Genomic DNA, 26,274 nt, shown 5'->3' with positions numbered 1-26,274 from the left:
ATATTCCTGTCTTGCATGGCACACATCCGTCTGCTCAACCGAGTCACAAACACGCCGGCGTCAGCCGACCCGACGCATTTCTTCCATGCCGTGAGCCGGCTCCAGGCTGAACAGTCTGTCGTTCATCACCTTGATGGCGCCAAACACCGGCAGGGTTTTGCTGTCGTTCAGCACCACGTCTGCCGAGAGCGAAATGCACAACGACGTCGACGGTGAGGTTTCCACCACCATCATGGTTAAGTGTCGCTCGCCGCAGTCCAGCCCGATCAACTCGCCCAGCTGGGGCTGGTGGTAGTCGGCCTGAGGTTCAAAAAACCAGCTCTGGGGCATTAGCGGCTTGTAGAAGCGGGCCACGGCCACGCCGTTGAGCGCCGCCTGCACCCGCCGGGAAGGCGTTGCCACACAGCTGAGTTTGTCAAGAAAGGCATAATAGAGCCCGGTGTCTTCCACCGAGAAACTCTGCCGCAGGTTGTCGGCGAAAATCAGTTTATTTTGTAGGTAGGGAGTGGCAAACAGCATTTCCTCTCCCAGATCCAGCATCAGGTGCCGGTCTGCGCCGACAAACCAGCACCACTGATCATTTGGTTTAAGCAGCATTCACGCACCTTGTGAAAATAAAAATTCCCCCGATACCTTCAATATATAAGGAATTTTGCCATCGGGGGCAAATTATTATCACAATTAGAGGTAACGCGCCAAGTTCTGTACCAGTTTGGGGCCGTGATAAATAAAGCCGGAATAGACCTGCACCAGGCTGGCGCCGGCGGTCATTTTTTCCCGAGCGGCGGTCAGGGAATCAATACCGCCTACGCCGATAATCGGCAATTTACCATTCAGTCGACGGGACAGCTCGGCAATCACTTGCGTGCTTTTGTTCTGCACCGGCCGGCCACTGAGGCCGCCCGCTTCCTGGGCATGGGGCAGTTCAAACACCAGTTCCCGATCCAGGGTGGTATTGGTGGCGATCACTCCATCAATATTAAAGCGCACCAGGCTGTCGGCGATTTGCTCAATTTCCGCTTCATTCAGATCCGGAGCAATTTTTACCACCAGCGGCACTTGCTTGTGATGGCGTTGGGCGAGCTCGGCCTGTTTTTCTTTTAAGGATCCCAGAAGATCATCCAGCGCATCACCATATTGCAGGGATCGCAGATCCGGCGTATTGGGCGAGGAAATATTCACGGTAATATAGCTGGCGTGTTCATAAGACTTTTCCATGCACACCAGGTAATCGTCCTTGCCGTGTTCAATGGGCGTGTCTTTGTTCTTGCCGATATTAATACCGAGCACGCCCTTGAAACGGGCATTTTTCACGTTTTCTACCAGGTAATCGATGCCCCTGTTGTTAAAGCCCATGCGGTTGATAATGCCTTCCGCGGGCTTGACCCGAAACAGCCGGGGCTTGGGGTTGCCGTCCTGTGGCCGTGGCGTGACCGTGCCTACTTCCACAAAGCCAAATCCCATGGCGGCAAAGGCATCGATGCACTCGCCGTTTTTGTCGAGACCGGCGGCCAGGCCCACCGGGTTGCTGAAGGTCAACCCCATCAGCTCAACCGGGTTGTGAATGGCCGGGCGGCGATAGAGGGCGGCCAGCGGGGTGTGCTGGGTTTTGGCCAGCGCCTCCAGGGTCAGCTCGTGGGAATGTTCGGGGTCACACTGAAACAACAGGGGTTTTACCAGGGAGTACACGTTTAGCTTCCTTATAAAAAAGCCCCGGTCTGGGCCGGGGCTTTTGTTTGTCGTGGCCGCCTTTATCAGGCGGCGTTCGCACAATTGAGATGCAGCAGGTTCAGTTCGCGCAGGGCGACAGAGAACTGGGCAAATTCATGGCTGCCGGAGGTTTTGAAATCCGCCAGCAGGTGCCGCCACCGGTTAAGCAGCTGCTCATGCTCATCAAGCCACTGATCCAGCATGGTATCGCATTCGCCCTGGGCTTTACAGTTTTTAAGGATCACCGCGGTCAGGCTGCGCTGCTGGAAGTCCAGCTCTTCCCGGAACGAGGCCCGAGCCAGCGCCTGCCAGTGGTTGCCCACCGCCTGCTGGTTGATCTGATCCAGGAACCAGTGCAGTTCGAGCGCCGCGCCGAGGTGGAAGTAAAGCCGGGCCACGACCTTGATGTCCCGCTGCAGCTCGTTGGCCACCTGGGCCAGATCCAGTGCCGAGAACAGGCTGCTCATATGTGCCACGCGCACCGCCAGGGCCTCGGGCACTCCCTGCTCCACCAGCTTGGCCAGCTCGCGTTTGTGCTCGGTTACTTCGCCGTCCACCATCACCTCATAGAGGTGTTCGGACAGGGCCTGGTAGGCAGGACGGAACTGGGCAATGGTATCTTCCAGCCCCTGATTGCGGTTGCGGTTACGCAGGAACCAGCGAGTGGCACGACGGACCATGCGCCGGGCCTGGTAGAACATCTGCAGTTGCAGCGGTGCCGGCACCTGATTGTCGAGGGCCTCGATGTCGCGCAGCAACTGATCCATGCCAAACACTTCCCGGGCGATCATGAAGCTCACCGCAATATCGCCGATACCGGCGCCGGTTTCATCCAGCATGCGGTTGGCGAAGTTAAAGCCCATGTCATTGACCATGATGTTGGCCAGCCGAGTCGCGATGATTTCACTGCGCAGCGGATGGTCCATCAGGGCATCGCCAAAACGCGACACCAGCTGCTCCGGCATGCTGTCGGGCAGCAGGCGGGCGATGTATTCGTTGTTGGTTACCTCGGGAATGTTGAGCATGTCCTTCAGTACCATCTTGCCGTAAGCCACCAGAATGGCCATTTCCGGCCGGGTCAGGCCACGACCGGCGGCCATGCGCTCACCCAGCTCCTCATCGTTGGGCAGGTATTCCAGGTTACGATCCAGACGGCCTTCCCGCTCCAGCCACTGCATAAAGCGCTGATGCTCTTTCAAAGTGCGCGCGCCCCTGTGCTGGGTAATGGAAATGGTCTGGGACTGACGATAGGCATTGGTGAGCACGATGTCGGCGACCTTGTCGGTCATGTCGTACAACAACTCGTCTCGGTGCTTCTTGGTCAGCTCGCCCTCGGCCACCAGCTTGTTAAGCAGGATCTTGATGTTGACCTCGTTGTCGGAGCAGTCCACCCCGCCCACGTTGTCGGTAAAATCGGTGTTGATGCGTCCGCCCTTGCCGGCGTACTCAATACGGCCCAGCTGGGTGCAGCCCAGGTTGCCGCCCTCGCCCACCACACGCACACGCAGATCTTCACCGTTGACCCGCACCGCATCGTTGGCCCGATCACCCACATCGGCGTCGGTTTCCCGGCGTGATTTCACATAGGTACCAATGCCGCCGTTCCACAGCAGATCCACCTGGGCCGTGAGCAGGTGCCGAATGACCTCGTTGGGGGGCAGGGCCGCCTTCTGGGTGCCCAGCAGTTTTTTCATCTGGGGCGTCAGCGTGATGGATTTGGCGGAGCGGGCAAAGACACCGCCACCCTCGGAAATCAGTTCCCGATTGTAGTCGTCCCAGGTGGTGCCCGGAGAGGTAAACAGGCGCTGGCGCTCTTCAAAACTGGATGCCGCATTCGGCTCCGGATCGATAAAGATATGCAGGTGGTTAAACGCACCCACCAGGCGAATGTGCTTTGACAGCAGCATGCCGTTGCCGAATACGTCACCGGCCATGTCGCCCACGCCGACACAGGTAAAGTCGGTGGTCTGGCAATCAATACCGAGCTCGCGGAAGTGGCGCTTGACCGACTCCCAGGCACCCTTGGCGGTAATGCCCATTTTCTTGTGGTCATAACCCACGGAGCCGCCCGAGGCAAAGGCGTCGCCCAGCCAGTGGCCGTATTCGGCGCTGATGCCGTTGGCAATGTCGGAGAAGGTGGCGGTGCCCTTGTCGGCGGCCACCACCAGGTAGTAATCGTCCTCGTCGTGGCGCACCACGTTTTTGGGCGGAATCACCTCGCCGTTAATGATATTGTCGGTCACGTCCAGCAGGGCGCGAATAAACAGCCGGTAGCAGTCCTGGCCTTCCTTCAGGAAGGCGGCGCGATCGCCTTCCGGCAGCTGCTTGCAGACAAAACCGCCCTTGGCGCCCACCGGTACGATCACGGTGTTTTTCACCTGCTGGGCCTTGACCAGTCCCAGCACCTCGGTACGGAAGTCTTCGCGTCGGTCGGACCAGCGCAGGCCGCCCCGGGCCACCTTGCCCCAGCGCAGGTGCACACCTTCCACTCGCGGCGAATACACGAAAATCTCAAATTTCGGCAGTGGCAGCGGCATTTCGCTGATGGACTCGGGAGCCAGCTTGAAGGAAATGTAATCCTTGTCGCTGCCATCACTGGCGGGCTGGTAGAAGTTGGTGCGCAGGGTGGCTTCTATCATTTCCATGTAACGACGAATGATGCGGTCGTCGTCCAGGTTGGCCACCTTGTCCAACTCTTCCACCAGCTCCTGGTGCAGGGCATGCAGCTGTTTGCTGCTCTGCTTGCAAGCCGGGTTCAGGCGCTGCTCAAACAGCCGGAACAGCAGGCAGGCCAGGTGCGGATAGCGGGACAGGGTTTCCTCAATATACGCCTGGCTGAAGCTGACCCCGGTCTGACGCATATAACGGGCATAGGCACGCAGCACGCTCACTTCCCGGCCGGTCAGCTGGGTGGCCAGCACCAGGCGGTTGAAACCGTCGTTTTCAAGCTGGTTGTGCCAAATCTGGGCAAAGGCCTCCTGAAAACGCTGCTGGCCGGCATCCAGATCGAGCGGTCCGCGCGGGTGCAGCATGGAAAAGTCGAGGATCCAGAAGGTCTCGTCACCACAATCGATTTCATAGGGCGTTTCACCGATGACCCGCAGCCCCAGGTTTTCCAGCATGGGCAGCACGTCGGACAGGTGAATGGGCTCGGCCCTGTGATAGAGCTTGAGCCGCACCCGGTTGGAGTCACGCTGTTCTTCCTGGGCCCGATAAAACAGCATGCCCAGACGATTGTCGTCACTCAAGGCTTCCAGTTGCTGAATATCGGCCACCGCCGAGCCTGGCATTACGTCTTCGGTATAGGCCCGAGGGAAAGCATGGTGATACTTGTTTTTCAGCCGGTTGCCTTCGGCCTCGCCAAAGTTGGCAGAGAGTGCGTGCTCCAGCTTGTCGTCCCAGCTGCGAGCGGCTTCGATCAGGTTTGCCTGGATCTCGTTCACATTGATGTCCATTGAATTGTTCTGTACACGGATCAGGTAATGGGTCCGGGCCAGCACCCCTTCCGAGAAATAGGTAGTGAATTCCACTTCCTCGTCGGAGCCGAAACAGCGCTGAAAAATACGCTGGGTCTTTTCCCGCAATGCGGTGTTGTACCTGTCTTTGGTGACATACACCATGCAGGAGAAGAAACGACCAAACAGATCCCGGCGCACAAAGAGCCGGGTCATGTCCCGCTCCTGCATGGCCAGTACGCCCATGCCAATCTCCAGCAACTCGTCTTCCTGAGCCTGGATCAGTTCATCACGAGGGTAGGTTTCCAGAATATTGAGCAGCGCCTTGTAGGCATGAGAGCCGGCTTCAAGCCCGGATGCCTTGATGATGCGACGCAGCTTCTCACCGATCAGCGGGATCTGGGTGGCACTGGTGTTATAGATGCTGGAGGCATACAGGCCGATAAAGCGGTCTTCACCCACCACCCTGCCCTTGTCGTCAAAACGCTTGACGCCGATGTAATCGATATAGGCAGGCCGGTGTACGCGGGACTTGTGGTTGGTCTTGGTCAGCACCAGAATGTTCTGGCTGAGGGCCGCTTCCCGGGCGGTGGCGGTCAGGCTGCTTAAACGCAGGCCGTCACTGTGCTGAATGTGGCGCATCAACCCCAGGCTGGTGTCATGCTCGGGCACCAGTTCGTGGTCCCCTTCTATGGCGGAAATATGGTAGCGGCGATAGCCCATCAGGGTGAAATTGTGATCGGCTACCCAGTGCAGAAATGACAGATTTTCCTTGCAGTCCTGCTTGTCGTGTTGGCTCAGCTGGGCCGGCAGTCCTTCTATCACCTCGTTGAGCTTTTTCACCATGGGCTGCCAGTCATCCACTACCAGCGCCACTTCTTCCACTACCGACATCAGCTCTTGATGCAGCTGTTCACGCCGCTCCTTGGCCGGCAGGCGATCGATCTCGATAAGAAAGGCGGTTTCCACCCGGTTTTGCTTGGCCTTGTCCTTGCTGCTGAGAATGCGTTCCAGCCGGCCCTGTTCATTGCGCACCAGATGCATGGGCTGGTGTAGCATCAGATGGGCGGTAATGCCCATGCGGGTCAGGGCCATGCGAATGGAGTCCACCTGAAAAGGGGCGTCCCGCAACACCAGCTCCACGATGGTATGGGGGGACTGCCAGCCGTGACGGGACAACTCGGGGTTGTAAACGCGCACATGGGGGCTGGTGTCGGGCCGGGTTTCAAAGGAATTCCACAGGTTGATCGCGGCGCCATAGAGGTCGCTGTCATTGCGGTAATGAAGATCCTCGTGAGTCATGCTGCCATAAAGGCGGGCCACAAAGGATTGCACTAGGGGAGCGGTTTGCTCAGGAAATTTTTCGCTGACCAGTTGTTCTACGTTTTCCAACAATACGGAAGTGCTGGCATCATTCAGTGTCATGGTATCGAATTCCTCGAAGACAGGCAGTAACCATGGGAACAAGGGGCGCGTCCGTTTGACCCCGATAATGGCACCAGTTTATGCCTGCCAAAGTGGGAATGCGAGCGGTGAGCAGGGCATTAATTCGAAAATATCGACCGGATCACTATGGTCCGAATATATATAATGACAGACTGCTTATGAGTGAATTTATATTCCGAAAGCCAACATATTTCTATCGTTAAAATATTTAACAGACCTTCTCAACAAAAAAGCGAAGCCAGGGCTTCGCTTTTTACGGTTTTTCAGGCCAGGCGCTCCAGCCGTTGCAACTGGTTGTGCTCATTCAGCACCACCTCAAAACGACCACTGAGCCCGGCGTGCCCCACATACCGGCGAAAATGATGCAGGGGCAACTGCAGCCTCAGCCCCTGTTCGGTCATCACCGTAAGCGCCGATACTCGGCCGGAGTAGTAGCGCTGCAATTCGGCGGCGGAAATGGCCAGCCGAAAGCGCAACCGTTGCATCAAGCCAGGGCCTTGCTGATCTTTTCAAACAGATCCCGAGACAACTCGGGCAGTGCCATCAGCCGCTCCAGCCGGGCGCGAATCAACCCCTGACGGGCGTCATCCAGCCGACTGAACTGGATCAGCGGGGTTAGCAGCCGCGACGCCACCTGTGGGTTGCTGTGATTAAGCTGTTCCAGTACCTCCACCAGCAAATCGTAGCCGCTGCCGTCGAGACGATGAAACTGGACCGGATTCACCTGACAGAAGGCACCAATCAGCGCCCTCACCCGGTTGGGGTTGCCCAGGCTGAAGGTGGGGTGGCTCATCAGCTCACGCACCCGGCCCAAGGTGTCGGCGCCGGGGGCCGTGGCCTGCAATCTAAACCAGTTGTCCAGCACCAGGCCGTCGTCACGCCATTTGCGCTCAAAATCCGCCAGCATGGCGTGACGACAGTCCAGTTCGCCCCGCACCGCGGCGCGTAGCGCTCCGAGCGTGTCGGTCATGTTGTCGGCGGCATCGTACTGATGGGCCACCGGGATCTCGGTACCCATCAACGCCAGGTAACCCAGGGCGGTGTTTTTCAGCGCCCGCCGGGCCATGTCCTGGTGGTCAATGCGGTATTCCGGGGTCAGGTTGTCGTCGTAGGCCTGCTGCCAGGCCGGCGCCAGGGCCTCGGCCAATTCCCGGGCCAGGTGATGGCGTACCTCGGCAAGCTGATCGATGTCCACCTGTTCAAAGAGCTCGAGCAGGCTGGCCACATCCGGCAGGGTCAGCATCTCGGCCTTGAGCGCCCGATCCATGGCGTTATCTTCCAGGGTACTGCGAAATACATTCAGCAGGCTGCGCGGCAGCACGGGAGTCTGACGACGCTGCAGCAGGGCGATGTTGCGGCGCACGGTGTCGTTGATCAGCATCTGCACCGCGTCCCAGCGTACAAACTCATCCTGACTGACCCGGGCCAGCAAGGCGAGCTGTTCGTCGCTGTAGGGATAGTCGAGCTTGACCGGTGCAGAAAAGCCCTGCAGCAGTGCCGGCACCGGACGGGACGGTACCCGTTCAAACACGAACTCCTGCTCGGCTTCAAGCACATCCAGCACCGAATCCGCCGGCCGGCCTTCAAGGATCAGGGGAACCGGCTCACCCTGCTCGGTATAGAGTGCCATGCTCAGGGGAATGTGCAGCGGCAGTTTTTCCGGCTGCTCCCGTGTCGGCGGCGTGTGCTGGCGCACACTCAGGGTATAACGGCCGCTGTCGGCGTCGTAACTGTCCCGTACCGTCAGCACCGGCGTGCCGGACTGGCCATACCAGCGCTTGAAGCGGGTCAGATCCCGGCCGCTGGCTTCACTCATGGCGGCGACAAAATCATCACAGGTGGCGGCTTCACCGTCGTGACGCCGCAGATACAGTGCCAGACCTACCTGAAATGCCTGCTCGCCGAGCAGGGTGTGCAGCATGCGAATGACTTCCGACCCTTTTTCGTACACGGTGAGGGTATAGAAGTTGTTCATCTCGATCACCGCATCGGGCCGGATCGGATGGGCCATGGGGCCGGCGTCTTCGGCGAACTGGGGACCACGCATGATGCGCACATTGCCGATGCGGTTGACGGTCCGAGAGCCCAGGTCGGAGGAGAATTCCTGATCCCGGAATACCGTCAGGCCTTCCTTCAGAGACAGCTGGAACCAGTCCCGGCAGGTCACCCGGTTACCGGTCCAGTTATGGAAATACTCGTGACCGATCACCCGCTCCACGTCCAGGTAATCATCGTCGGTGGCGGTCTGGGCGTCGGCCAGCACGAACTTGGCGTTGAACACATTCAGGCCCTTGTTTTCCATGGCGCCCATGTTGAAGAAGTCCACCGCCACTATCATGTAGATGTCGAGATCATACTCCAGGTTGCAGCGCTGCTCGTCCCAGCGCATGGATGCCTTGAGGCTGTCCATGGCGTGGCCGGCACGGTGCAGGTTGCCCTTGTCGACAAAGATCTCCAGCGCCACGTCGCGGCCGCTACGGGTGGTGTAACGGTCGCGCAACACATCAAAATCTCCGGCCACCAGGGCAAACAGATAGGCCGGCTTGGGAAAGGGATCCTGCCATTGCACCCAGTGGCGACCGTCATCGAGCACGCCCTGACCGACCCGGTTGCCGTTGGACAGCAAATAGGGGCAGGCCTCGGCATCGGCGGTAATGCGGGTACTGAACCGGGCCAGCACATCCGGGCGATCCAGATAAAAGGTAATGCGCCGAAACCCTTGCGCCTCGCACTGGGTACAATAGGCGTTACCGGATTTGTACAGCCCTTCCAGGGCGGTGTTGGCGGCGGGATTGATACGATTCTTGATGGTCAGCACGAATTCCTGAGGTACCTGGGGCAACGTCAGGCTGCCCTCTCCCAGTTCGTATTGGCTGGTCTCCACCCCGTTAATCGACACCGACAACAGCTCCAGTTGCTCGCCGTCGAGCACCAGGGCTTCATTGTGTTCGCCGTTGCGGCGCACTCGGCTGATGGCCACCACCTCGGTGGCGCTGTCATGCAGCTGAATGTCCAGATCCAGGGTATCAATCCAGTAATGGGGCGGCTGGTAGTCGTCGCGATACTGCACTTGAGGTTGGTTTTGGCTCATAGTGGATCCCGTAGCAAGGTGAAAAAGAAACAGTGATGAAAAAACGGGGCCAGAGCGGCCCCGTGAACAGAATGGCTCAGCCCAGCATGTCGGCCAGATCGGCGGTAATGCGGGCCGCTTCCAGCAAATAGCTGTCTTCGGGTTCAAAGTCCTTTGGCGCTTCATCCAGGGTCTGCACCGGATCAAGGTTGGCCCGACGCAGGCGGTCATTGAGGCGGGCCAGGGACTTGGCGTCCTGCTCGGTCAGCTCGGCCTTACGCTCGGCCAGGTTGAGTGACACCGAGTCCTTGTCTTTCAGCTTCAGGTATTCACGAATGTCTTCAAACACATAGGCGAACTCGGGATCCTGCTCAATACGGGCCTGATGACGCTGACGCAGCTGGCCGAGAAAGGGCGACAGGTCCTGCACATGGGCAAAGTCCAGACTCTCTATCTGATCCCAGGGCAGCGCGTTCTTCTCCAGGCTTTCACCGGTCTCCTCGGCGGCCACCGCGGTGGGGAACGGAATATCCGGGCTTACGCCGCGGTTCTGGGTGCTGCCGCCGTTGATGCGATAGAACTTGGCGATGGTGAACTGCACAAAGCCCATGGGGTTTTCATACAGATCATAGATGCGTGACAGACTGCGGTGCTGCTGTACCGTGCCTTTGCCAAAGGTGTTTTCACCCAGGATCACCGCCCGGCCATAGTCTTTCATGGCGGCGGCAAAAATTTCCGAGGCCGAGGCGGAGTAACGATCCACCAGCACCGCCATGGGGCCATCATAGCTGGTGCGATCGTCATCATCGCCATTCACCGAAATACGGCCCAGGCCGTCACGAATCTGCACCACAGGGCCGCTGTCGATAAACAACCCGGTGAGCGCCGAAGCTTCGGTCAGGGCACCGCCGCCGTTGGCGCGCAGATCGATCACCAGCCCCTGCACCTTTTGCTGCTTGAGCTTGTCGATTTCCCGGGCCACGTCGACGCTCAGGTTGACATAGAAACTGGGAATCTCAATTACGCCAATGCGGCGATCATTTACCTCCAGCACCTTGCCGCTGGCGGCCCTGTCTTCCAGGCGCACGGTATCCCGCGTCAGTTCAACGATGCGCGGCGTGTTGGCCACCGCCTGACCCCGCTGGATCTGCAACCATACCTTGGTGCCCTTGGGACCCTTGATCAGATCCACCACCTCGTCGAGCCGCCAACCGATCACGTCGGTGATCTTGTCGACGGCCTGCCCCACCCCAATGATGCGATCATCGGGCTGCAATTCGCTGGACTTGGCCGCCGGGCCGCCGGGTACCAGGGAACGAATAACGGTGTAGTCGTCTTCCGCCTGCAGCACGGCGCCTATGCCTTCAAGGGAGAGGTTCATCTCGGTCTCGAAGCGCTCGGCGTTGCGAGGGCTCAGGTAACTGGTGTGGGGTTCAATGGCCCGGGCAAAGGCGTTGGCAAAGCTCTGAAAGGCGTCTTCGCTTTCGCTCTGGGCCAGGCGCTTGATGGCGTTGTTGTAGCGCTTGGTCAGGGTGTCCTTGATCTCGCTCCAGTCCTTGTCGGCCAGAGCCAGGCTCAGGGCGTCAAACTTGACCCGCTTGCGCCACAATTCGTCCAGCTCGCGCTGATCCGCGGGCCAGTCCGCCTCGGTGCGGTCGAACTGATAGTCCTCGTCACCATCAAAGGTCATGGGCGTATCGAGCAGCGACAGCGCATAACTCAAGCGCTCGTAACGGTGCCTGAGGCTGTCGTTGAACATATCAAAGGCGGCATCGAGCCGCCCGGCTCGCAACAGGTCGTCAAACCGATCGCGATAGCGCTCAAAGCGGCGAATGTCCTGCTGAGTGAAGATGTTGCGGCCGTAATCCAGGCTTTCGATGTAACGATCAAAAATCGCCTGTGAAAACGCATCGTCAAGCATGAACTGCTTGTAATGAGAGCGGGTGAACAGCGCGGTAATCCGCTTGCTGGCAGCGGCATGCTGGCTTTCCGGTGCCAGAACGGGGATGGCATCGGCCTCAATGGCCGGCGGCACTGCCCAGGCAACCCCGGCGACCAGCATGCCGGCGGCCACCAGAGACAAACGAATTCCGTGACTGATCAAACCCTACTCCTCAGAGAACTATATGTTCGAACTTGACGCGAACCGACATGCCGGTTTTCAGCTGCACCTGAACATCGTCCCGGGTCACTTCCATAATGGTAGCGGGTACCGGAGACTTACCCAGCATAACTTTGACATTCTGCTCTACGGCGAGTTTCGCGGGGTCAACCTTCTTGTTGGCGCGCGGGCGGGGCTTTTTGTTGCCGGCGGGTTTTTCCTTGCGGGGACCAAACACCTTTTCCTTGCTTTCCTTCAGCGCCTGCTTGGCGTGATCGATGTGTTCCTGGGTCAGCTCGCCACAAGGGTTGCCGTCCAGGTCCACGCGGCTCATACCGGCCTTGAGACCATGCAGGTAACGCCAGCTGGAAGTGTACTGGCGCAGGGCGGTGCGCAGCAGGGTCCGTGAGACCCGGGGGTCATCTTCCATGCGCTCGGCCAGATCCTGAAAGATACCTATCTTGAGCGGCTTGGCTTCGCCGGCCGCCACAAAACACTGGGGAAAGCGCTCGGCCAGGTAGGCGATGACTTCTTTGCTGTTTTTCAGTTTTTCAGAGTTTTCCATGAATTACCTTGGTTTTGAAAGCTGTGGGCGCACCGCCCGTTGAAACCTTCACATTATAAGGGCCGCACCGACAAAAGCGACCCCCGGCTTTGTTACAGCAGCGGCAGAACGGCACGCACCAGGGCCGAAAGACCGGCTTCATCCTCGGTGTCAAACCTGCCATGGCTGGGGCTGTCGATATCAAGCACGCCCCAGACCTTGTCACCCTCGCCCAGCGGCAGCACAATTTCGGAATTGCTGGCGGCGTCACAGGCGATGTGGCCGGCAAAGGCGTGCACATCGGCTACCCGCTGCACCTCGCCATTGGCGGCGGCGGTACCACACACGCCTCGGCCCATGGGAATACGGACACAGGCGGGCTTGCCCTGGAACGGACCCAACACCAGCTCGTCCTGTTCACGCAGATAAAAGCCCACCCAGTTGATGTCGTCCAGGGACAGGTTCAGCAGGGCAGACAGGTTCGCCAGTTTGGCAATGCGATTGGGTTCGCCTTCGCACAGCGCCAGTGCCTGAGCGGTCAGGCTTTGATAAAATGCGTTTTTTTCACTCATGGTGTCAGAGGGTTGGTGATTTTGGCCTAAATTACCTGCCCTTTGGGAAAATGAAAACCAATGATGGTGGTGAATGAATAAAAATAAAGCGAACGAGCAGGGTTTGCACTGGCCGGTGATCACCGGCATGATGCGCCGCCACAAGCGGTTGTTGATCAATGCCCACCTGCTGGCCATTGTCGGCACCCTGCTGGCGGTACCGGTGCCGCTGCTGATGCCCCTGCTGGTGGACGAGGTGTTGCTTGAGCAGCCGGGGACCCTGATCGCCTGGCTCGACCCGCTGTTACCCACGGCCTGGCAGACCGGCGTGGGCTATATTCTGGCGGTGCTGCTGGTTACCCTGTTGCTGCGCGCGCTGGCCCTGGTGTTCAACATATTGCAGGGCCGGCAATTTGCCCATGTGGCCAAACACATCACCTTTCAGATCCGCCGCCGCCTTACCCGTCAGTTGATGCGCACCCCCATGCGCGCCTTTGAGTCGGTGGGTGCCGGCAGCGTCAGCTCCCACTACATCACCGACGTTGAAACCCTCGACAAGTTTCTCGGGGAAACCCTGAGCCGGCTGCTGATAAGCCTGTTGAGCGTGCTGGGCACCGCCGTGGTGCTGTTGCTGCTGAACTGGCAGCTGGGCCTGTTTATTCTGTTGCTCAATCCGGTGGTGGTGTTCTTTTCCAGCCGGCTGGGTTCCAAGGTAAAGCACCTCAAGCGCGATGAAAACAAGGCCTTTGAGCTGTTTCAGCAGGCGCTGGTGGAAACCCTGGACGGCATTCAGGAAATTCGTGCCGCCAATCGTGAACGTCACTACCTGTTGCGGGTCATCGACAAGGCCAGGGGCGTGCGCGATACCGCCATTGAGTATCATTGGAAGAGCGAGGCCGCCGGCAAGGCCAGCTTTCTGTTGTTTTTATCGGGAGTGGAGCTGTTTCGCGCCGTGGGCATGATCATGGTGCTGTACACAGACCTGACCGTGGGTCAGATTTTCGCGGTGTTCAGCTACCTCTGGTTCATGATGGGGCCGGTACAGGAGCTGCTCAACATGCAGTATTCCTTCTATGCCGCCGATGCCGCCCGCCGGCGCATCAATGCCATGCTGGCCCTGGGAGAGGCTCCCGCTCCGGCCGGTGGCATCAACCCCTTCCTCGGTAGCACTACCCTGCCGGTGGAGGTGCGCAACCTGAGCTTCTCCTACGATGGCGAACGCCGCGTGCTGGACGACATCAGTCTCAGCATCGGCGCCGGCGAAAAAGTCGCCCTGGTGGGGGCCAGCGGTGGCGGCAAGTCCACCTTTATTCAGTTGCTGCTGGGCCTCTACCCCGCCAACAGCGGCGACATTCGCTTTGGCGGTGCCAGCAGCACCGATATCGGCTTTGCCACCATACGGGAACACGTGGCCACGGTGCTGCAACAACCGGTATTGTTCAACGATACCGTGCGCGCCAACCTGAACCTGGGAGATGATCACGACGACGCAGCCATCTGGCAGGCTCTCAGGGTGGCACAGCTGGATGACGTAATTGCGGCCATGGATAACGGCCTGGATACCGAAATTGGCCGACGGGGCGTTCGGCTCTCGGGAGGCCAGCAACAGCGCCTGGCGGTGGCAAGAATGATCCTGAAGGATCCGGCCATCGTCATTCTCGACGAGGCTACCTCGGCACTGGATACCGATACCGAGCAGCGCCTGCACCAGGCGCTGTCGGGCTTCCTCAAGGATCGCACCACCCTGATAGTGGCGCACCGGTTGAGCTCGGTACGCCAGGCCGACAGGGTCATCGTGTTTGAGGATGGTAAGATCAGCCAGTCCGGCACTCACCACGAGCTGCTGGAGCAGCCGGGTCTGTACCGAACCTTATACAGCTGAAATTATTGATTTACGGGCGGGTGCCGAGTGATAAAACAAGGTGCCGTGAACGGCCTGTTAGATATCAGGCGACGGCCTTGATCGCGTCATCGCCGGCTTTTTCAGCCTTGTCCGCCTTTCTGGCGGGCTTTTTTTTCGGGCCGGTCAGCTCGGCTTGGTGCTGGGCCAGAAACAATGCCAACGCTTCTCTATCCGTTTCTTCAAGGTTCACCGGCCCCTGCTCCAGCACGGTTTCAATATGCTCAGCCAGCTCCAGCAGGCGATCGTAGGCATCGGCCTCTTTTTTGTTGGTAAAGGTCATTTTCTCGATTCCGTTACGTACTACGCGATATTGCACTTCTACGGCCATGGCGGACTCCTTTTATCTGTATATAAACACAGTAATCAGCTCTTCCTTCAATTGCAAGCCGCTCGTAAGTAGGTGTTTTTAGCCACATGGGCTGGCGAGAGGTCGATTAAAGTCTAAAATTTACACAGAGGGCGCCCGGCCTCGGGCGGTCTCTACTAGCGCACGGCTCAGTTAATGAGCCATTCCCCTGAGCCAGGTACACGGATTTTGTACCTGGCTTTTTTTGTATTCAATCTACGCAGACCATCAACTTATGTTAAATTTCGATTCATTTCCCTGAAGACCCCTTCTTGGGTGTTGCACATTCCCCAATCGAGATTATGATTAAGTCATTATTGTATGTTGGCATAATAGATTATTATGTTTACCCTGGCCGCCAAACTTCGTCATACCCTCTCCCTGCTGGAAACCGCTATAAGCGAACTGGCTCAGCAACTTCGCACCCATGCCGATACTCAGGCAACCTGTTACCAATTGCCCGAGGTCGCTCAGGGCAAGGAGCACGATCCTCTCGAACACATTACCATTGAACACCGGTTAACCGGTGAAGAGGCGTTGAAAGCCAGCCTCATCGGTTTCAGCCGTTGGCATATCAAGCCCGATTGCTCCGCCAAGGCCAGTTATCGCCTGCCCGGTTTTGTGCTGTTACCGGCCGACAGCCGTGCTGCCATCGCTCCGCTGATCGACGACATCAACCGGCTCAAGCAAGCCTTTCGTGCCCTGGTGCAGCAACTGGACGACAAAGACAAAAAATTTACGCTGGTGCACGACACCTTTCCCGGTCTTATCACCCTGCAGGTCTACCGCCAGCTCACCCTGCTGCCTTATACCGCGTCCAGGCTCGGATTTACCTGGGCCAACAAACAGATCATTCAGAAAGTCGACAAGACCAAACTGGTGGCGCAGCTGATGCAAAGCCGGCAAAGCCCTCCCCCGCTGGTGGATGCCACTACCTGGCAAACCTGCATCGACCGGGAAATCTACGACGTCAAACGGCTGCCGGCCGGGGTAGAGCTGCGCCTGCGCCGGCCGGTGAAAACCCACCCCATGGTCAATGTGCGCTGGAGCCAGCCATTGTCCCCCCGCCAGCAGCAGTTCAAGGCGCACCTCCCACTGATATTGTGTCAGGATGAAGTTCCCGCCATTTCCCACCTCACCGACTACCCGCCGGCGAAAACCCGAAAGCGGCGCGCCGCGCGCATCGGTGGGGAGCCACTTATTCCCAGGCTGCACATTTATCCCTACCAACCCTGAGACTGGCCTTGGCGGCGGTGCTATCATGGCCTGATGTTTCTTTTGTAACTTTTGGATGGCGTTATGGCATTGCCGTTTTCCCTGTTGCTTCTGCTGGCAAGCCTGGCCGGCCTCACCCCCCTGGCCATCGACATGTATCTGCCCAGCCTGCCTGCCATCGCGCGGGATCTGGACGTACCCGTATCCCAGGCCCAGTTGACCATCAGCGTGTTTCTGGCGGGCTTTGCCCTCGGTCAACTGCTCTATGGACCCCTGGCCGACTCGGTCGGACGCAAGCCGGTCATGCTGGGCGGGCTTGGCCTCTTTACCCTGGCAAGTATTGGCTGTGCCTTTGCCAACAGCATTGAAACCCTGATGGCCTTTCGCCTGCTGCAGGCCATCGGCGGCGCCGCCGGCTCCGTAGTGCTCAACGCCCTGTTGCGGGACATGTTTGAACGGGACATGTTCGCCCGCATCATGTCCATGGTGATCCTGGTGATGACCCTGGCGCCCCTGGTCGCCCCCATCGTCGGTGGTTATCTGCTGCTGGTGGGGCACTGGCACAGCATTTTTGTGTTGCTGGCCATCATTGGTGCCCTGGTGTCGGTGGCACTGGCCCTGCGCATTCCCGAAACCCTCAAACCCGAACATCGCCAGCCATTCCGGTTGTGGCCGGTGCTACAGAATTACGGCCGGGTACTGCGCCACCGGGCGGCGTTGGGCTATATCGGCTGCGGCGCCATGACCACCGCTGCCATGTTTGCCTTCATTTCGGGCTCGCCACTGGTGTATATCGAACTTTACGACGTGCCCGCCGAACACTACGGCCTGTTGTTTGCCATGAATATCGTGCTGATGATGGTGCTGACTTTTGGCAACAGCCGGCTGGTGCCCCGGCTTGGCAGTGATCGCCTGCTCAAGGCGGGGCTGACCACGGCGGCACTGGCCGCCGTGGTACTGCTGTTTTGTGGTTTCACCGGGTTTGGCGGACTGTGGGCACTGGTGCCGGCGGTGATGGTGCTGATCGCCCAAATCAGCCTGGTAGGGGCCAATTCCATGGCCGGCCTGCTCAGCCATTTTCCCGAGGCTGCCGGCACCGCCTCGGCGCTGGCCGGCACCACCCGCTTTGGTCTGGGCGCCGTGGCCACCTTTGCGGTTAATGCCAGCCATGCGGTGTCGGCGCTGCCCATGACCCTGGTGATGAGCCTGTGCGCCTGGTTAGCCCTGGCCAGTTACTGGCTGCTGGTGCGGCCCGCGCTGGCAGCGGCAGGGCGCAAGTGATATAACTAAAAGCCGTCGCTTGGCGACCACACTCGCTTTTACAAGAAGGAATTGACAAGACTATGTTCGAGAAGGTCACTGCTGCACCGGCCGACCCCATTCTGGGCCTGACCGATGCGTTCCGTAAAGATACCCGTACCGACAAAATCAACCTGGGCGTTGGTATCTACAAAGACGAAGCCGGTCAGACCCCGGTACTGCGCTGCGTGAAAAAGGCCGAAGCCCGCCTGGTGCAGGAGCAAACCACCAAAAACTATCTCAGCATAGAAGGCATTGAGGCCTATGGTCAGGTAGTGCAGAAGCTGCTGTTTGGCGCCGACGCGGCCATCATCGCCGAGCAGCGTGCCCGCACCGCTCAGGCCCCGGGCGGCACCGGTGCCCTGCGCATCGCCGGCGAATTTATCGCCCGCCAGCTCGACACCAACACCATCTGGATTTCCAACCCCACCTGGGCCAACCACCGCGCCGTGTTTACCGCCGCCGGCCTGGAAGTGAAGGAATACGGCTACTACAACGCCGAAACCAAGGATCTGGACTTTGACGCCATGCTGGCCAGCCTGCAAGACGCCAAGGCCGGTGACGTGGTGCTGTTCCACGGTTGCTGCCACAACCCCACCGGCATCGATCCCACCGCAGAGCAGTGGCAAACGCTTGCCGAGCTGTCCGCCGAAAAGGGCTGGCTGCCGATGTTCGACTTCGCCTACCAGGGTTTTGCCCAGGGCACCGAAGAAGACGCCTATGGCCTGCGCCTGTTTGCCAAGCACAACCCCGAGCTGTTGATCGCCAGCTCCTTCTCCAAGAACTTCGGCCTCTACAATGAGCGCGTGGGTGCCTTTACCCTGGTCGCCAAGGATGCCGATACCGCCAATACCAGCTTCAGCCAGGTCAAGGGCATCATTCGCGCCAACTACTCCAACCCGCCGTCTCACGGCGCCAACGTGGTGGCCATTATTGCCAACGATCCCGAGCTTTACGCCGACTGGCAGGCCGAGCTTGCTGAAATGCGTGACCGCATTCAGGAAATGCGCACCCTGTTCGTGGAAAAGCTGGCGGCCCGCGGCGTTGACCGCGACTTCAGCTTTATCGCCCGCCAGAACGGCATGTTCTCCTTCTCCGGCCTGACCAAGGAGCAGGTGGAGCGCCTGAAGGACGAATTCGGCATCTACATCGTGGGCTCAGGCCGCATCAGCGTGGCCGGCATTACCAAGGCCAACATCGACGCTCTGTGTGACGGCATTGCCGCCGTGCTGTAATCCTTTGTGCTGAATGCAAAAGCCCCGCCAATGCGGGGCTTTTTTATGGCTGGCACCAATTTATGGGTGGTACCAAGGCTATATCGCGAAGCGATTGACCACGGTGTGCAGCTCGCCGGCCAGACGAGCCAGCTCCTGGCTGGAGGTGCTGGTCTGGCTGGCACCGGCGGCGCTCTGAGCCGACAGATCGCGAATGTTCAGCAGGTTGCTGTCTACTTCGCGGGCCACATGGGCCTGCTCTTCGGCGGCGCTGGCTATGGCCAGGTTGCGCTCGTTAATGCCGGCGATGGCGCTGGCGATCTGCACCAGGGCCTCGCCCGCTTCCCGGGCAATGTGCAGGGTGTCGCCGGTGCGGCTGTTACTGCTCTGCATGGCCGACACCGCCGCCTGGGAGCCGCGCTGCACCGCCTGAATCATCTGCTCGATTTCCTTGGTGGACTCCTGAGTGCGGTGGGCCAGCGCCCTCACCTCGTCGGCGACCACTGCAAAGCCCCTGCCCGACTCGCCGGCCCGGGCCGCCTCGATGGCGGCGTTCAGTGCCAGCAGGTTGGTCTGATCGGCAATGGCACGGATCACGTCAAGCACAGAGGTAATGTCGTTCACCCGGGCGGCCAGGGATTCGATTTCCTGCATGGTGTCACCAATTTCTCCGGCCAGGCCTTCGATGGAGCTGACGGTAGTGGACACCCGTTCCCGACCAAAGCGGGCACGTTCATCGGCCTGCTCCGACTCATGAGAGGTGGTGGTGGCGTTGCGCGCTACTTCTTCCACCGCCGTGGTCATTTCAGTAACCGCGGTAGCCGCCTGCTCCAGCTCCTCATTCTGGCGGTGCAGTCCCTGGGTGGAGTCGGCGGTCACCGAGCTCAGCTCTTCCGAGGTGGAGGCCAGCTGGTGGGAAGAGTCGGCGATCAGCTTCACCGTCTGCTGCAGGCTCTGCTGCATATTGCGCAGCGCTGTCAGCAGCCGTGCCAGCTCATCCTTGCCGTTTACGTGCACGGAGCGGGTCAGATCGCCCTTGGCGATGGTCTCGGCCACCCGTACCGCATCGTTCAGGGGAAGGACTATGCTGCGGGTAAGCAGCCAGGCCAGCGCCGCCATGCCCGCCAGGGCCAGCAGCAGCAGGGCGATAATGACATTGCGGGACAAGGCAAACAGCGCATCGGTTTCGCTGTTGGTGTCATCAATGCGCTGATGCTGAATGCCATTCATGCGATGCAGCAGCTCCGCCAGCTGCTCAGCGAGCGGAGCCAGCTCCTGGCGTGATGCCAGGTTGGCCCCGGCCACATCGCCCACCTCGGCCTGGCGCATGATGCGGCCGTGGGCCTGCCAGTAACGGGCTTCTACCGCCTCAAAGCGCTCCAGCAGTTCCCGGGCGGCGGACAGTCGGGCCAAGTCATCATATTGCTGGCGAAAGCGCTCCAGCTCCCGCCGGGCGGTCTCCAGGTTGGCGCGGGACTCGGCCCGCTTTTCCGGCTCGGCAGAGTTGGCCAGGGCCAGGCTGTGCAGGCGAATACGCAAGAATTCCTTGTCGATGTTTTCCACCGCAGTCAGGCTGGGCACTCGTTGAGTGGCCAGCACGGTAATTTGGTCGTTCAGTTTGTCAAGCTGCACCAGGCTGAGCACCCCCAGAATCAGCATCAGCACGCCAATAGCGCCAAATGCCAGCGCCGCTCTGAGGCCAATATTGATATTTCGAAACACCTTTTCTCCTACGACTTTATTCAGGATCCCTAGAAACCCTGTTATCGACTGCCCGCCGCAAATCTGAAACAACTTTTAATATCAATGTATACAATCATTCATATTTTGCTGTGGCGAGCACGATCTGCCTTTATCCGGGCCTCACACCTGTCGTAGTATCAAGCGACTGATCTTTCATCTTTTATGGGCATTTGTTTGAGCGCACCCCGTCCTACGCCAGCCTCGCATCACCACCGGCAGGCGCCCGTTTCTCGCCGGCGCCTGCGCGTGTGCCACGAGTGCGATCTGCTGGTGGCACTGCCGCCACTGGCCGTCGGGCAAAAGGCCGACTGCCCCCGTTGCGGCCACACCCTGGTGCGCCGTCATGCCAATCCGGCGGAGCGTACCCTGGCGCTGGTGCTGGCAACCCTGGTGGCCCTGGGGTTGTCGGTGGCCTTTCCCTTTATCGGCTTTGAACTGAGTGGCATCGGCAACCGCATTGAACTGACCGACAGCGCCGCCACCCTGATGGGGCTGCACCAGCCGCTAATGGCCCTGTGCGTGCTGCTGACGGTAATCATTCTGCCCGCGGTCTACCTGTGCAGCCTGGGCTGGCTGTGTGCGGGGGCGCTGTTGCGCCGCCCCCTGCCCAGCAGCCACCAGATTGCCCGCACCCTGCGCCACGTTACCCCCTGGATGATGGCCGACGTCTTCGTGATAGGCACCCTGGTGAGCTTGATCAAGGTGATCGGCATGGCCGACATTGAACTTGGCTTGTCGTTCTGGACCTTTTGCGCCTTTGCCCTGTTGCTGCTACTGACCACCCAGTCGGTGGATCGGGACTGGCTGTGGTTTTTTCTCGATAGCCAGAGCATGGCGCCCCCCGAGGCTAAACCCGGCCACACCGCCAGTTCGCAAGGCCTGTGTGGCTGCCCTACCTGTGGCATGATCAACCGCCTGCCCGACGATGGCGGCAAGGCCCGTTGCGGGCGTTGCGATGAACGCCTGCACCCCTGGCACGGTGTCAACAATCAGGCCACCCTGGCCCTGCTGGCGGCGGCGGTGATCATGTACCTGCCGGCCAACCTCTACCCCATCATGATCACCACCTCACTGGGCAGCAGCTCTCCTTCAACCATTCTGGGTGGCGTGCTGCTGTTCGTGCAGCACGGTGACTGGCCCATCGCCTTTATTATCTTTACCGCCAGCGTGGTGGTGCCGGTGAGCAAGATACTGGCGCTATTGTGGTTGTGTCGTGTGGTCAGCAGGGAGCAACACCAGCTGGATCGCCTGCGCCGTATTCGACTGTACCGCATGACCGAGTTTGTGGGCCGCTGGTCCATGGTGGACGTATTTGTGGTGGCCATACTGGTAGCCCTTATTCGCAACGGCAACCTGATGTCCATTGAGCCCGGGCCGGCGGCCCTGGCCTTTGCCGCCGTGGTGGTGCTCACCATGCTGGCGGCCATGCTGTTTGATCAGCGCAGTATCTGGGCCGGCACCGATACCGGACAGGATAACAACGATAACGCCAAGGAATCCGAATATGTCTGAATCTCCCCGCGCCGAACGCCGAACCCAGCGCTCCCTGTCGCCGATCTGGATAGTGCCCCTGGTGGCCGTACTGATCGGCTCCTGGATGATCTATGACAACCTGAGCAAGCTCGGGCCTTCCATTACCCTGGTAATGGACAACGCCGAGGGCATTGAGGCGGGCAAAACCCTGATCAAGACCCGCAACGTGGAAGTGGGCCGGGTTGAAAAGGTGCGACTGTCGGATGATCTGCAACATGCGCTGATCACCGCACGCATGAGCCCCCAGGCGGAAGACATGCTCAACGCCGAAACCCGCTTCTGGGTGGTCAAGCCGCGCATCGGCCGGGAAGGTATCAGCGGACTCAACACCGTGCTTTCCGGGGCCTATATACAACTGCTGCCAGGCAGCAGTGAACAGTCGAAGCGGCGCTTTCAGGTGCTGGAGCAGCCGCCGGTGGCTCCGCCCGATGCCGCCGGACTGCGCATCAACCTGATAAGCCAGGTGGGCAACGCCGTGTCCACCGGCGATCCGGTCAGCTACCAGGGCTACACCGTGGGCCGGGTAGAGCACAGCGAATTTGATCCGGAAAAACGCGAAATGCGTCACCGGCTTTACATTCAGTCACCTTACGACGTGCTGGTGACCAGCACCACCCGCTTCTGGACCAGCTCGGGCATCGACATGCGCCTGGACTCTCAGGGTTTTCGCGTGAATGTCGGCTCGCTGGAATCCCTGGTGGGTGGCGGCGTCACCTTTGGGGTGCCCGAGAATACCGCCATGGGTCACAAGGCCAAGGCCGGAGCCACCTATATGCTGTTTGCCGATGCGGAAAGCGCCAATGAAGGCAGCTATGACCAGTACCTGGAGTACGTGTTGCTGGTGGACGACACCGTGCGCGGCCTGACACCCGGCGCCCCGGTGGAATATCGGGGCGTGCGCATCGGCTCCGTGGTCAGCGTGCCCTTTCACTTTACCGCCCCCCAACCGGACTCTCTCAGTCGTTTCGCCATTCCGGTGCTGATCCGCATAGAGCCCCAGCGCTTTGACAACACCACCGAAATTATCGACACCAAGGCCTGGTACGCCCGCCTGGATCGCATGTTCGGCCATGGCCTGCGCGCCTCGCTCAAGGCCGGCAACCTGCTGACCGGCGCCCTTTTCGTGGATCTCAATTTTCAGAAAGAAGCCGAGCCCTATACCTCCCTGACCTTTGTGAAGCGTCGCGTGTTCCCCACCACCACGGGCGGATTTGCCCAGATTGAACAGAAGGTCTCCAACCTGCTCGACAAGCTCAACAACCTGGAGATTGAACCCGTGGTCGACAACCTCAACCAGACCCTGGCCAGCACCCACCAGACCATGGAAAAAGTGAACCAGATTGCCGCCTCGGTAGACAACCTTTTGGACAGCCCAGACACCTCGGCCCTGCCCGGCAACGTCAACCAGACCCTGCGCCAGCTCAGCGATACCCTGCAGGGTTTTGCCCCGGGATCCGAAGGCTATGGCGAGCTGACCGGCACCCTGTCGCGGCTGGAACAGCTGATGCGGGAGCTGCAGCCCGTGGTTCGAACCCTTAACGATCAGCCCAACGCTCTGATTTTCGATCGCAAACCCTCTCGAGATCCACAACCTAAGGCGGCCCAATGACCACCATTTCTTCAAACCCTCTGCGACTTGCGCCCTTGCTGCTGGCACTGACTCTGGCCGGATGTGGCGGCCCCGCCGGCAGCGGCGCCAGCAGCTACCTGTTGCCGGCGAGCCCGGCGGCGCGCCAGCACGATGGCCGGCTGATTGTAAACCTGGCCCCTATTCACACCGCCGCCTTTCTCGACGGCGAGGGTATTGTGATGCAGCTGAACGAGCTCGAAGTGCATCAGGCTCGTGGTCACCTGTGGGCCGAAGCCCTGCCCAACCAGCTGCAACACCTGCTGCAACGCCGGCTTAGCTCAGCCCTGCCACAGGCCCAGGTAGTGACTCGAGGCCAAGTCCAGGCCACCAGCACTGCCGGCGAGGGCCGTGAACTTCGCCTGCGGCTGGATCGTTTTCAGGGACGCTACGACGGCATTGCCCTGATTCAAGGGCAATGGCAACTGCTTAACCATGCCGGCGTACTGCTGGAGCAACAAGACTTTCGTATTGAAACGCCGCTGAGCGCAGATGGCTATCCGGCGCTGGTACGTTCCCTGGCCAGCGGCTGGGAACAACTGGCCGATGGGATCGCCACCGAGCTCGTACGCCAGCGTTGACTCCACCCATACGCCTTCGGCCCTCTATCGAAGGCGTGTGCTATTTCCTTCTCCCCCTGACCCATATTTCGCTTTTTGCCCCGCACGATTCCAACCTTTCAACAAAACGACCTTGACGGGGAGCCGTTTGAGGTCAAATCTCAATTCATAACGTGATTGGTCTTTCGCCACTTTTTGTCATTTTCAATTGGCTCAAACCTTCATCAAGGACGATGGGATGTATGAATCTTTGCTCTGTCACGAATCGGTGATTCTGATCGTCGATCATCGGGTAAGCGACATTCAGTTACTGGGTGACGCGGCCAAGGGATTGGGTATGCTCCATTTTGCCTCCGACGGGGTGCAGGCCCTTGAGCTTGCCCGGCAGGTCAGGCCTGATGTGGTGCTGCTCGACATTGAAATGAGCGGTATGGACGGATTTCAGCTGTGTGAAGCGCTGAAATCCGATGCCTCACTCGCCAACACCGCGATGATTTTTGTTACCGCCCACCACAATACCGAGCATGAGGTGCATGCCCTGGAGTTGGGTGGGGTCGACTTTCTTACCAAGCCCATCAATGTTCCCGTTGCCCGTGCGCGGATCCGCAATCATGTCCGGCTGCAACAAATGGCCAGGGCCCTGGCCAATCAGGACGCCCTGACCGGGCTGCCCAACCGCCTGCTGCTGCAGGATCGTATTTCCCAGGCCATTCACAAGGCCCGCCGCCACAACGGACGGGTGGCGCTGATGACACTGGATCTCGATAACTTTCGCAAGATCAACGACGCCGAAGGCCTTGCCGTTGGCGACAAATTGCTGCAACGGGTGGCCGGCCGGCTTAGCGAGTGCTCCCGGGTTGAGGATACCGTCAGCCGCTCGGGAAGCGACGAGTTTATTATTCTACTGCCGGAAGTCGGCAGTGCCGGCGCCGTCGGTAATTTCGCCCAACGCCTGCTCAACGCGTTGTCCGAGCCCTTTGTCATGGACTCGGGCACCTATACGCTCAGCGTGACCATTGGCATCAGCCTCTATCCCGACGACAACAATGATGCCGAGTCCATCTTTCAACATGCCGAGACCGCCCTGTACCAGGCCAAGGCGGGTGGACGAAACCGCTACAGCTTTTTTTCGTCGGAAATAGAGTCCTGCATGCGTGCGCGCCAGCATCAAGAACGGTTGATCCAGGAAGCGCTGAAACACGGCGGTTTTGAAGTTTTCTATCAGCCCAAGGTGGAAGCCAGTCAAAAGAAAATAATCGGTGTGGAAGCCCTGATCCGCTGGCGGGACAACAAGGGCAACCTGATTTCCCCTGCCGACTTTATTCCCCTCGCGGAGAAAACCGGCCAGATCATTCCCATCGGCCGCCTGGTGCTGCATCGCGCCTGCCTGGATGCACACGCCTGGCACCAGGCAGGACACCGGCTTTGTGTCAGTGTCAATATTTCCGCGGTGCAGCTGAAGCATGACCGTTTTATTGCCGATGTCAGGGAAGTCCTGCAAGAGACCGGGGTCAATCCCGGCCTGGTTGAGCTGGAAATCACCGAGGGAGTGTTGGCCACCCGCGAACACGGTTCCCAGGATGCCCTGCTCGCCCTGAAGCGACTTGGCCTGCGTATCGCCATTGACGACTTTGGTACCGGCTATTCCAATCTCGCCTACCTCAAGATGTTTCCGGTGGATGTGCTCAAGATAGACCAGAGCTTCGTGCGCGGCATGATGGTCGATCATAGCGATACCGTGATCATTGAAGCCATTATCAAGCTGAGCAAGGCGCTGGGATTGGAACTGGTTGCCGAAGGGGTTGAAACCCGCGAGCAGGAACAGGGCCTGATAAAACTGGGCTGTACCGTAATGCAGGGGTTTTATTACTGCCGGCCCGCTCCCCATGACGAAGTGGACAAGCAACTCGCCTCGGGCATCGCCGGCTTTACCACCATTAAGGCATGGCAATGAATA

18 protein-coding genes are annotated in these 26,274 nt (G+C 59.4%); 8 read left to right on the top strand and 10 right to left on the bottom strand.

Translation table 11 applies throughout. From position 1 onward, the window contains the following. Nucleotides 1-60 precede the first annotated feature (60 nt). The 8 genes from B6S08_RS02900 to B6S08_RS02865 form a co-directional block, all read right to left on the bottom strand. Entirely contained in the window at nt 61-597 is a 537-nt protein-coding gene (locus tag B6S08_RS02900) for a cell division protein ZapC (RefSeq protein WP_094199275.1), read from the bottom strand. An 84-nt stretch (nt 598-681) separates the two neighbouring features. Beyond that, nucleotides 682-1,689: a quinone-dependent dihydroorotate dehydrogenase gene (gene pyrD / locus B6S08_RS02895; RefSeq protein WP_094199274.1), complete on the bottom strand. Its 1,008-nt coding sequence runs from the start codon at nt 1,687-1,689 to the stop codon at nt 682-684. A 65-nt stretch (nt 1,690-1,754) separates the two neighbouring features. Further along, nucleotides 1,755-6,590 carry an NAD-glutamate dehydrogenase gene (locus B6S08_RS02890; protein WP_094199273.1) on the bottom strand — a complete coding sequence of 1,612 codons (4,836 nt, stop codon included), beginning with the start codon at nt 6,588-6,590 and terminating at the stop codon, nt 1,755-1,757. A gap of 284 nt (nt 6,591-6,874) precedes the next feature. After that, nucleotides 6,875-7,096: a DUF2835 domain-containing protein gene (locus B6S08_RS02885; RefSeq protein WP_094199272.1), complete on the bottom strand. Its 222-nt coding sequence runs from the start codon at nt 7,094-7,096 to the stop codon at nt 6,875-6,877. Continuing rightward, the gene (pepN, locus tag B6S08_RS02880; RefSeq protein WP_094199271.1) at nt 7,096-9,702 is read right to left on the bottom strand and encodes an aminopeptidase N; all 2,607 of its coding nucleotides are present in this window, start codon (nt 9,700-9,702) and stop codon (nt 7,096-7,098) included. The genes B6S08_RS02885 and pepN overlap by 1 nt, the downstream gene beginning before the upstream one ends. Before the next feature lie 76 nt (nt 9,703-9,778). Then, on the bottom strand, nt 9,779-11,785 hold the full coding sequence (gene prc / locus B6S08_RS02875; RefSeq protein ID WP_094199270.1) for a carboxy terminal-processing peptidase: 2,007 nt from the start codon (nt 11,783-11,785) through the stop codon (nt 9,779-9,781). Nucleotides 11,786-11,795: 10 nt separating this feature from the next. Further along, nucleotides 11,796-12,347: an RNA chaperone ProQ gene (proQ, locus tag B6S08_RS02870; RefSeq protein WP_094199269.1), complete on the bottom strand. Its 552-nt coding sequence runs from the start codon at nt 12,345-12,347 to the stop codon at nt 11,796-11,798. A 92-nt stretch (nt 12,348-12,439) separates the two neighbouring features. Then, complete coding sequence (locus B6S08_RS02865; RefSeq protein ID WP_094199268.1) at nt 12,440-12,898, bottom strand: GAF domain-containing protein; 459 nt, start codon at nt 12,896-12,898, stop codon at nt 12,440-12,442. Between the two features lie 73 nt (nt 12,899-12,971). Here B6S08_RS02865 and B6S08_RS02860 point away from each other — a divergent pair, with 73 nt between their 5' ends. Beyond that, complete coding sequence (locus B6S08_RS02860; protein WP_094199267.1) at nt 12,972-14,759, top strand: ABC transporter ATP-binding protein; 1,788 nt, start codon at nt 12,972-12,974, stop codon at nt 14,757-14,759. A 64-nt stretch (nt 14,760-14,823) separates the two neighbouring features. On the opposite strand, the gene B6S08_RS02855 is transcribed toward B6S08_RS02860, so the two are convergent. Next, nucleotides 14,824-15,108 (bottom strand): YebG family protein, encoded by a 285-nt coding sequence (locus B6S08_RS02855; protein ID WP_094199266.1) that lies wholly within the window; start codon nt 15,106-15,108, stop codon nt 14,824-14,826. A 360-nt stretch (nt 15,109-15,468) separates the two neighbouring features. Here B6S08_RS02855 and B6S08_RS02850 point away from each other — a divergent pair, with 360 nt between their 5' ends. The 3 genes from B6S08_RS02850 to B6S08_RS02840 all read left to right on the top strand — a co-directional run bounded on the left by B6S08_RS02850 (nt 15,469) and on the right by B6S08_RS02840 (nt 18,875). Further along, nucleotides 15,469-16,362: a DNA replication terminus site-binding protein gene (locus tag B6S08_RS02850; protein ID WP_094199265.1), complete on the top strand. Its 894-nt coding sequence runs from the start codon at nt 15,469-15,471 to the stop codon at nt 16,360-16,362. Nucleotides 16,363-16,425: 63 nt separating this feature from the next. Then, nucleotides 16,426-17,622 (top strand): Bcr/CflA family multidrug efflux MFS transporter, encoded by a 1,197-nt coding sequence (locus B6S08_RS02845; protein ID WP_094199264.1) that lies wholly within the window; start codon nt 16,426-16,428, stop codon nt 17,620-17,622. 62 nt (nt 17,623-17,684) lie between these two features. After that, a complete protein-coding gene (locus tag B6S08_RS02840) occupies nt 17,685-18,875 on the top strand; it encodes an amino acid aminotransferase (protein ID WP_094199263.1) in 1,191 nt (396 codons plus the stop codon). Nucleotides 18,876-18,953: 78 nt separating this feature from the next. On the opposite strand, the gene B6S08_RS02835 is transcribed toward B6S08_RS02840, so the two are convergent. Further along, nucleotides 18,954-20,576, bottom strand: a complete 1,623-nt coding sequence (locus B6S08_RS02835) for a methyl-accepting chemotaxis protein (RefSeq protein WP_245849800.1) — start codon at nt 20,574-20,576, stop codon at nt 18,954-18,956. Between the two features lie 195 nt (nt 20,577-20,771). On the opposite strand from B6S08_RS02835, the gene B6S08_RS02830 reads away from it, so the two are divergent. The 4 genes from B6S08_RS02830 (at nt 20,772) to B6S08_RS02815 (ending at nt 26,271) form a co-directional block, all read left to right on the top strand. Beyond that, the gene (locus B6S08_RS02830) at nt 20,772-22,109 is read left to right on the top strand and encodes a paraquat-inducible protein A (RefSeq protein WP_245849799.1); all 1,338 of its coding nucleotides are present in this window, start codon (nt 20,772-20,774) and stop codon (nt 22,107-22,109) included. Then, on the top strand, nt 22,102-23,739 hold the full coding sequence (pqiB, locus tag B6S08_RS02825; RefSeq protein ID WP_094199261.1) for an intermembrane transport protein PqiB: 1,638 nt from the start codon (nt 22,102-22,104) through the stop codon (nt 23,737-23,739). The genes B6S08_RS02830 and pqiB overlap by 8 nt, the downstream gene beginning before the upstream one ends. After that, nucleotides 23,736-24,338 (top strand): PqiC family protein, encoded by a 603-nt coding sequence (locus tag B6S08_RS02820; protein WP_094199260.1) that lies wholly within the window; start codon nt 23,736-23,738, stop codon nt 24,336-24,338. The genes pqiB and B6S08_RS02820 overlap by 4 nt, the downstream gene beginning before the upstream one ends. Before the next feature lie 217 nt (nt 24,339-24,555). Next, the gene (locus B6S08_RS02815) at nt 24,556-26,271 is read left to right on the top strand and encodes a putative bifunctional diguanylate cyclase/phosphodiesterase (protein ID WP_094199259.1); all 1,716 of its coding nucleotides are present in this window, start codon (nt 24,556-24,558) and stop codon (nt 26,269-26,271) included. Nucleotides 26,272-26,274 lie beyond the last annotated feature (3 nt).

The sequence above is a fragment of the Oceanimonas doudoroffii genome, assembly GCF_002242685.1.
In the GTDB taxonomy this organism is placed as follows: Bacteria; Pseudomonadota; Gammaproteobacteria; order Enterobacterales; family Aeromonadaceae; genus Oceanimonas; species Oceanimonas doudoroffii.
This window is presented reverse-complemented; position numbering and strand designations above follow the sequence as displayed.

Excerpts from the sequence above, each read along its gene's own strand:
- pepN (WP_094199271.1), bottom strand. The coding sequence starts at position 9,702 with ATGAGCCAAAACCAACCTCAAGTGCAGTATCGCGACGACTACCAGCCG.
- B6S08_RS02845 (WP_094199264.1), top strand. The coding sequence starts at position 16,426 with ATGGCATTGCCGTTTTCCCTGTTGCTTCTGCTGGCAAGCCTGGCCGGC.
- B6S08_RS02850 (WP_094199265.1), top strand. The coding sequence starts at position 15,469 with ATGTTTACCCTGGCCGCCAAACTTCGTCATACCCTCTCCCTGCTGGAA.
- B6S08_RS02860 (WP_094199267.1), top strand. The coding sequence starts at position 12,972 with ATGAATAAAAATAAAGCGAACGAGCAGGGTTTGCACTGGCCGGTGATC.
- B6S08_RS02855 (WP_094199266.1), bottom strand. The coding sequence starts at position 15,108 with ATGGCCGTAGAAGTGCAATATCGCGTAGTACGTAACGGAATCGAGAAA.
- B6S08_RS02900 (WP_094199275.1), bottom strand. The coding sequence starts at position 597 with ATGCTGCTTAAACCAAATGATCAGTGGTGCTGGTTTGTCGGCGCAGAC.
- B6S08_RS02840 (WP_094199263.1), top strand. The coding sequence starts at position 17,685 with ATGTTCGAGAAGGTCACTGCTGCACCGGCCGACCCCATTCTGGGCCTG.
- B6S08_RS02820 (WP_094199260.1), top strand. The coding sequence starts at position 23,736 with ATGACCACCATTTCTTCAAACCCTCTGCGACTTGCGCCCTTGCTGCTG.
- B6S08_RS02885 (WP_094199272.1), bottom strand. The coding sequence starts at position 7,096 with ATGCAACGGTTGCGCTTTCGGCTGGCCATTTCCGCCGCCGAATTGCAG.
- B6S08_RS02865 (WP_094199268.1), bottom strand. The coding sequence starts at position 12,898 with ATGAGTGAAAAAAACGCATTTTATCAAAGCCTGACCGCTCAGGCACTG.
- B6S08_RS02890 (WP_094199273.1), bottom strand. The coding sequence starts at position 6,590 with ATGACACTGAATGATGCCAGCACTTCCGTATTGTTGGAAAACGTAGAA.
- pqiB (WP_094199261.1), top strand. The coding sequence starts at position 22,102 with ATGTCTGAATCTCCCCGCGCCGAACGCCGAACCCAGCGCTCCCTGTCG.
- proQ (WP_094199269.1), bottom strand. The coding sequence starts at position 12,347 with ATGGAAAACTCTGAAAAACTGAAAAACAGCAAAGAAGTCATCGCCTAC.
- B6S08_RS02815 (WP_094199259.1), top strand. The coding sequence starts at position 24,556 with ATGTATGAATCTTTGCTCTGTCACGAATCGGTGATTCTGATCGTCGAT.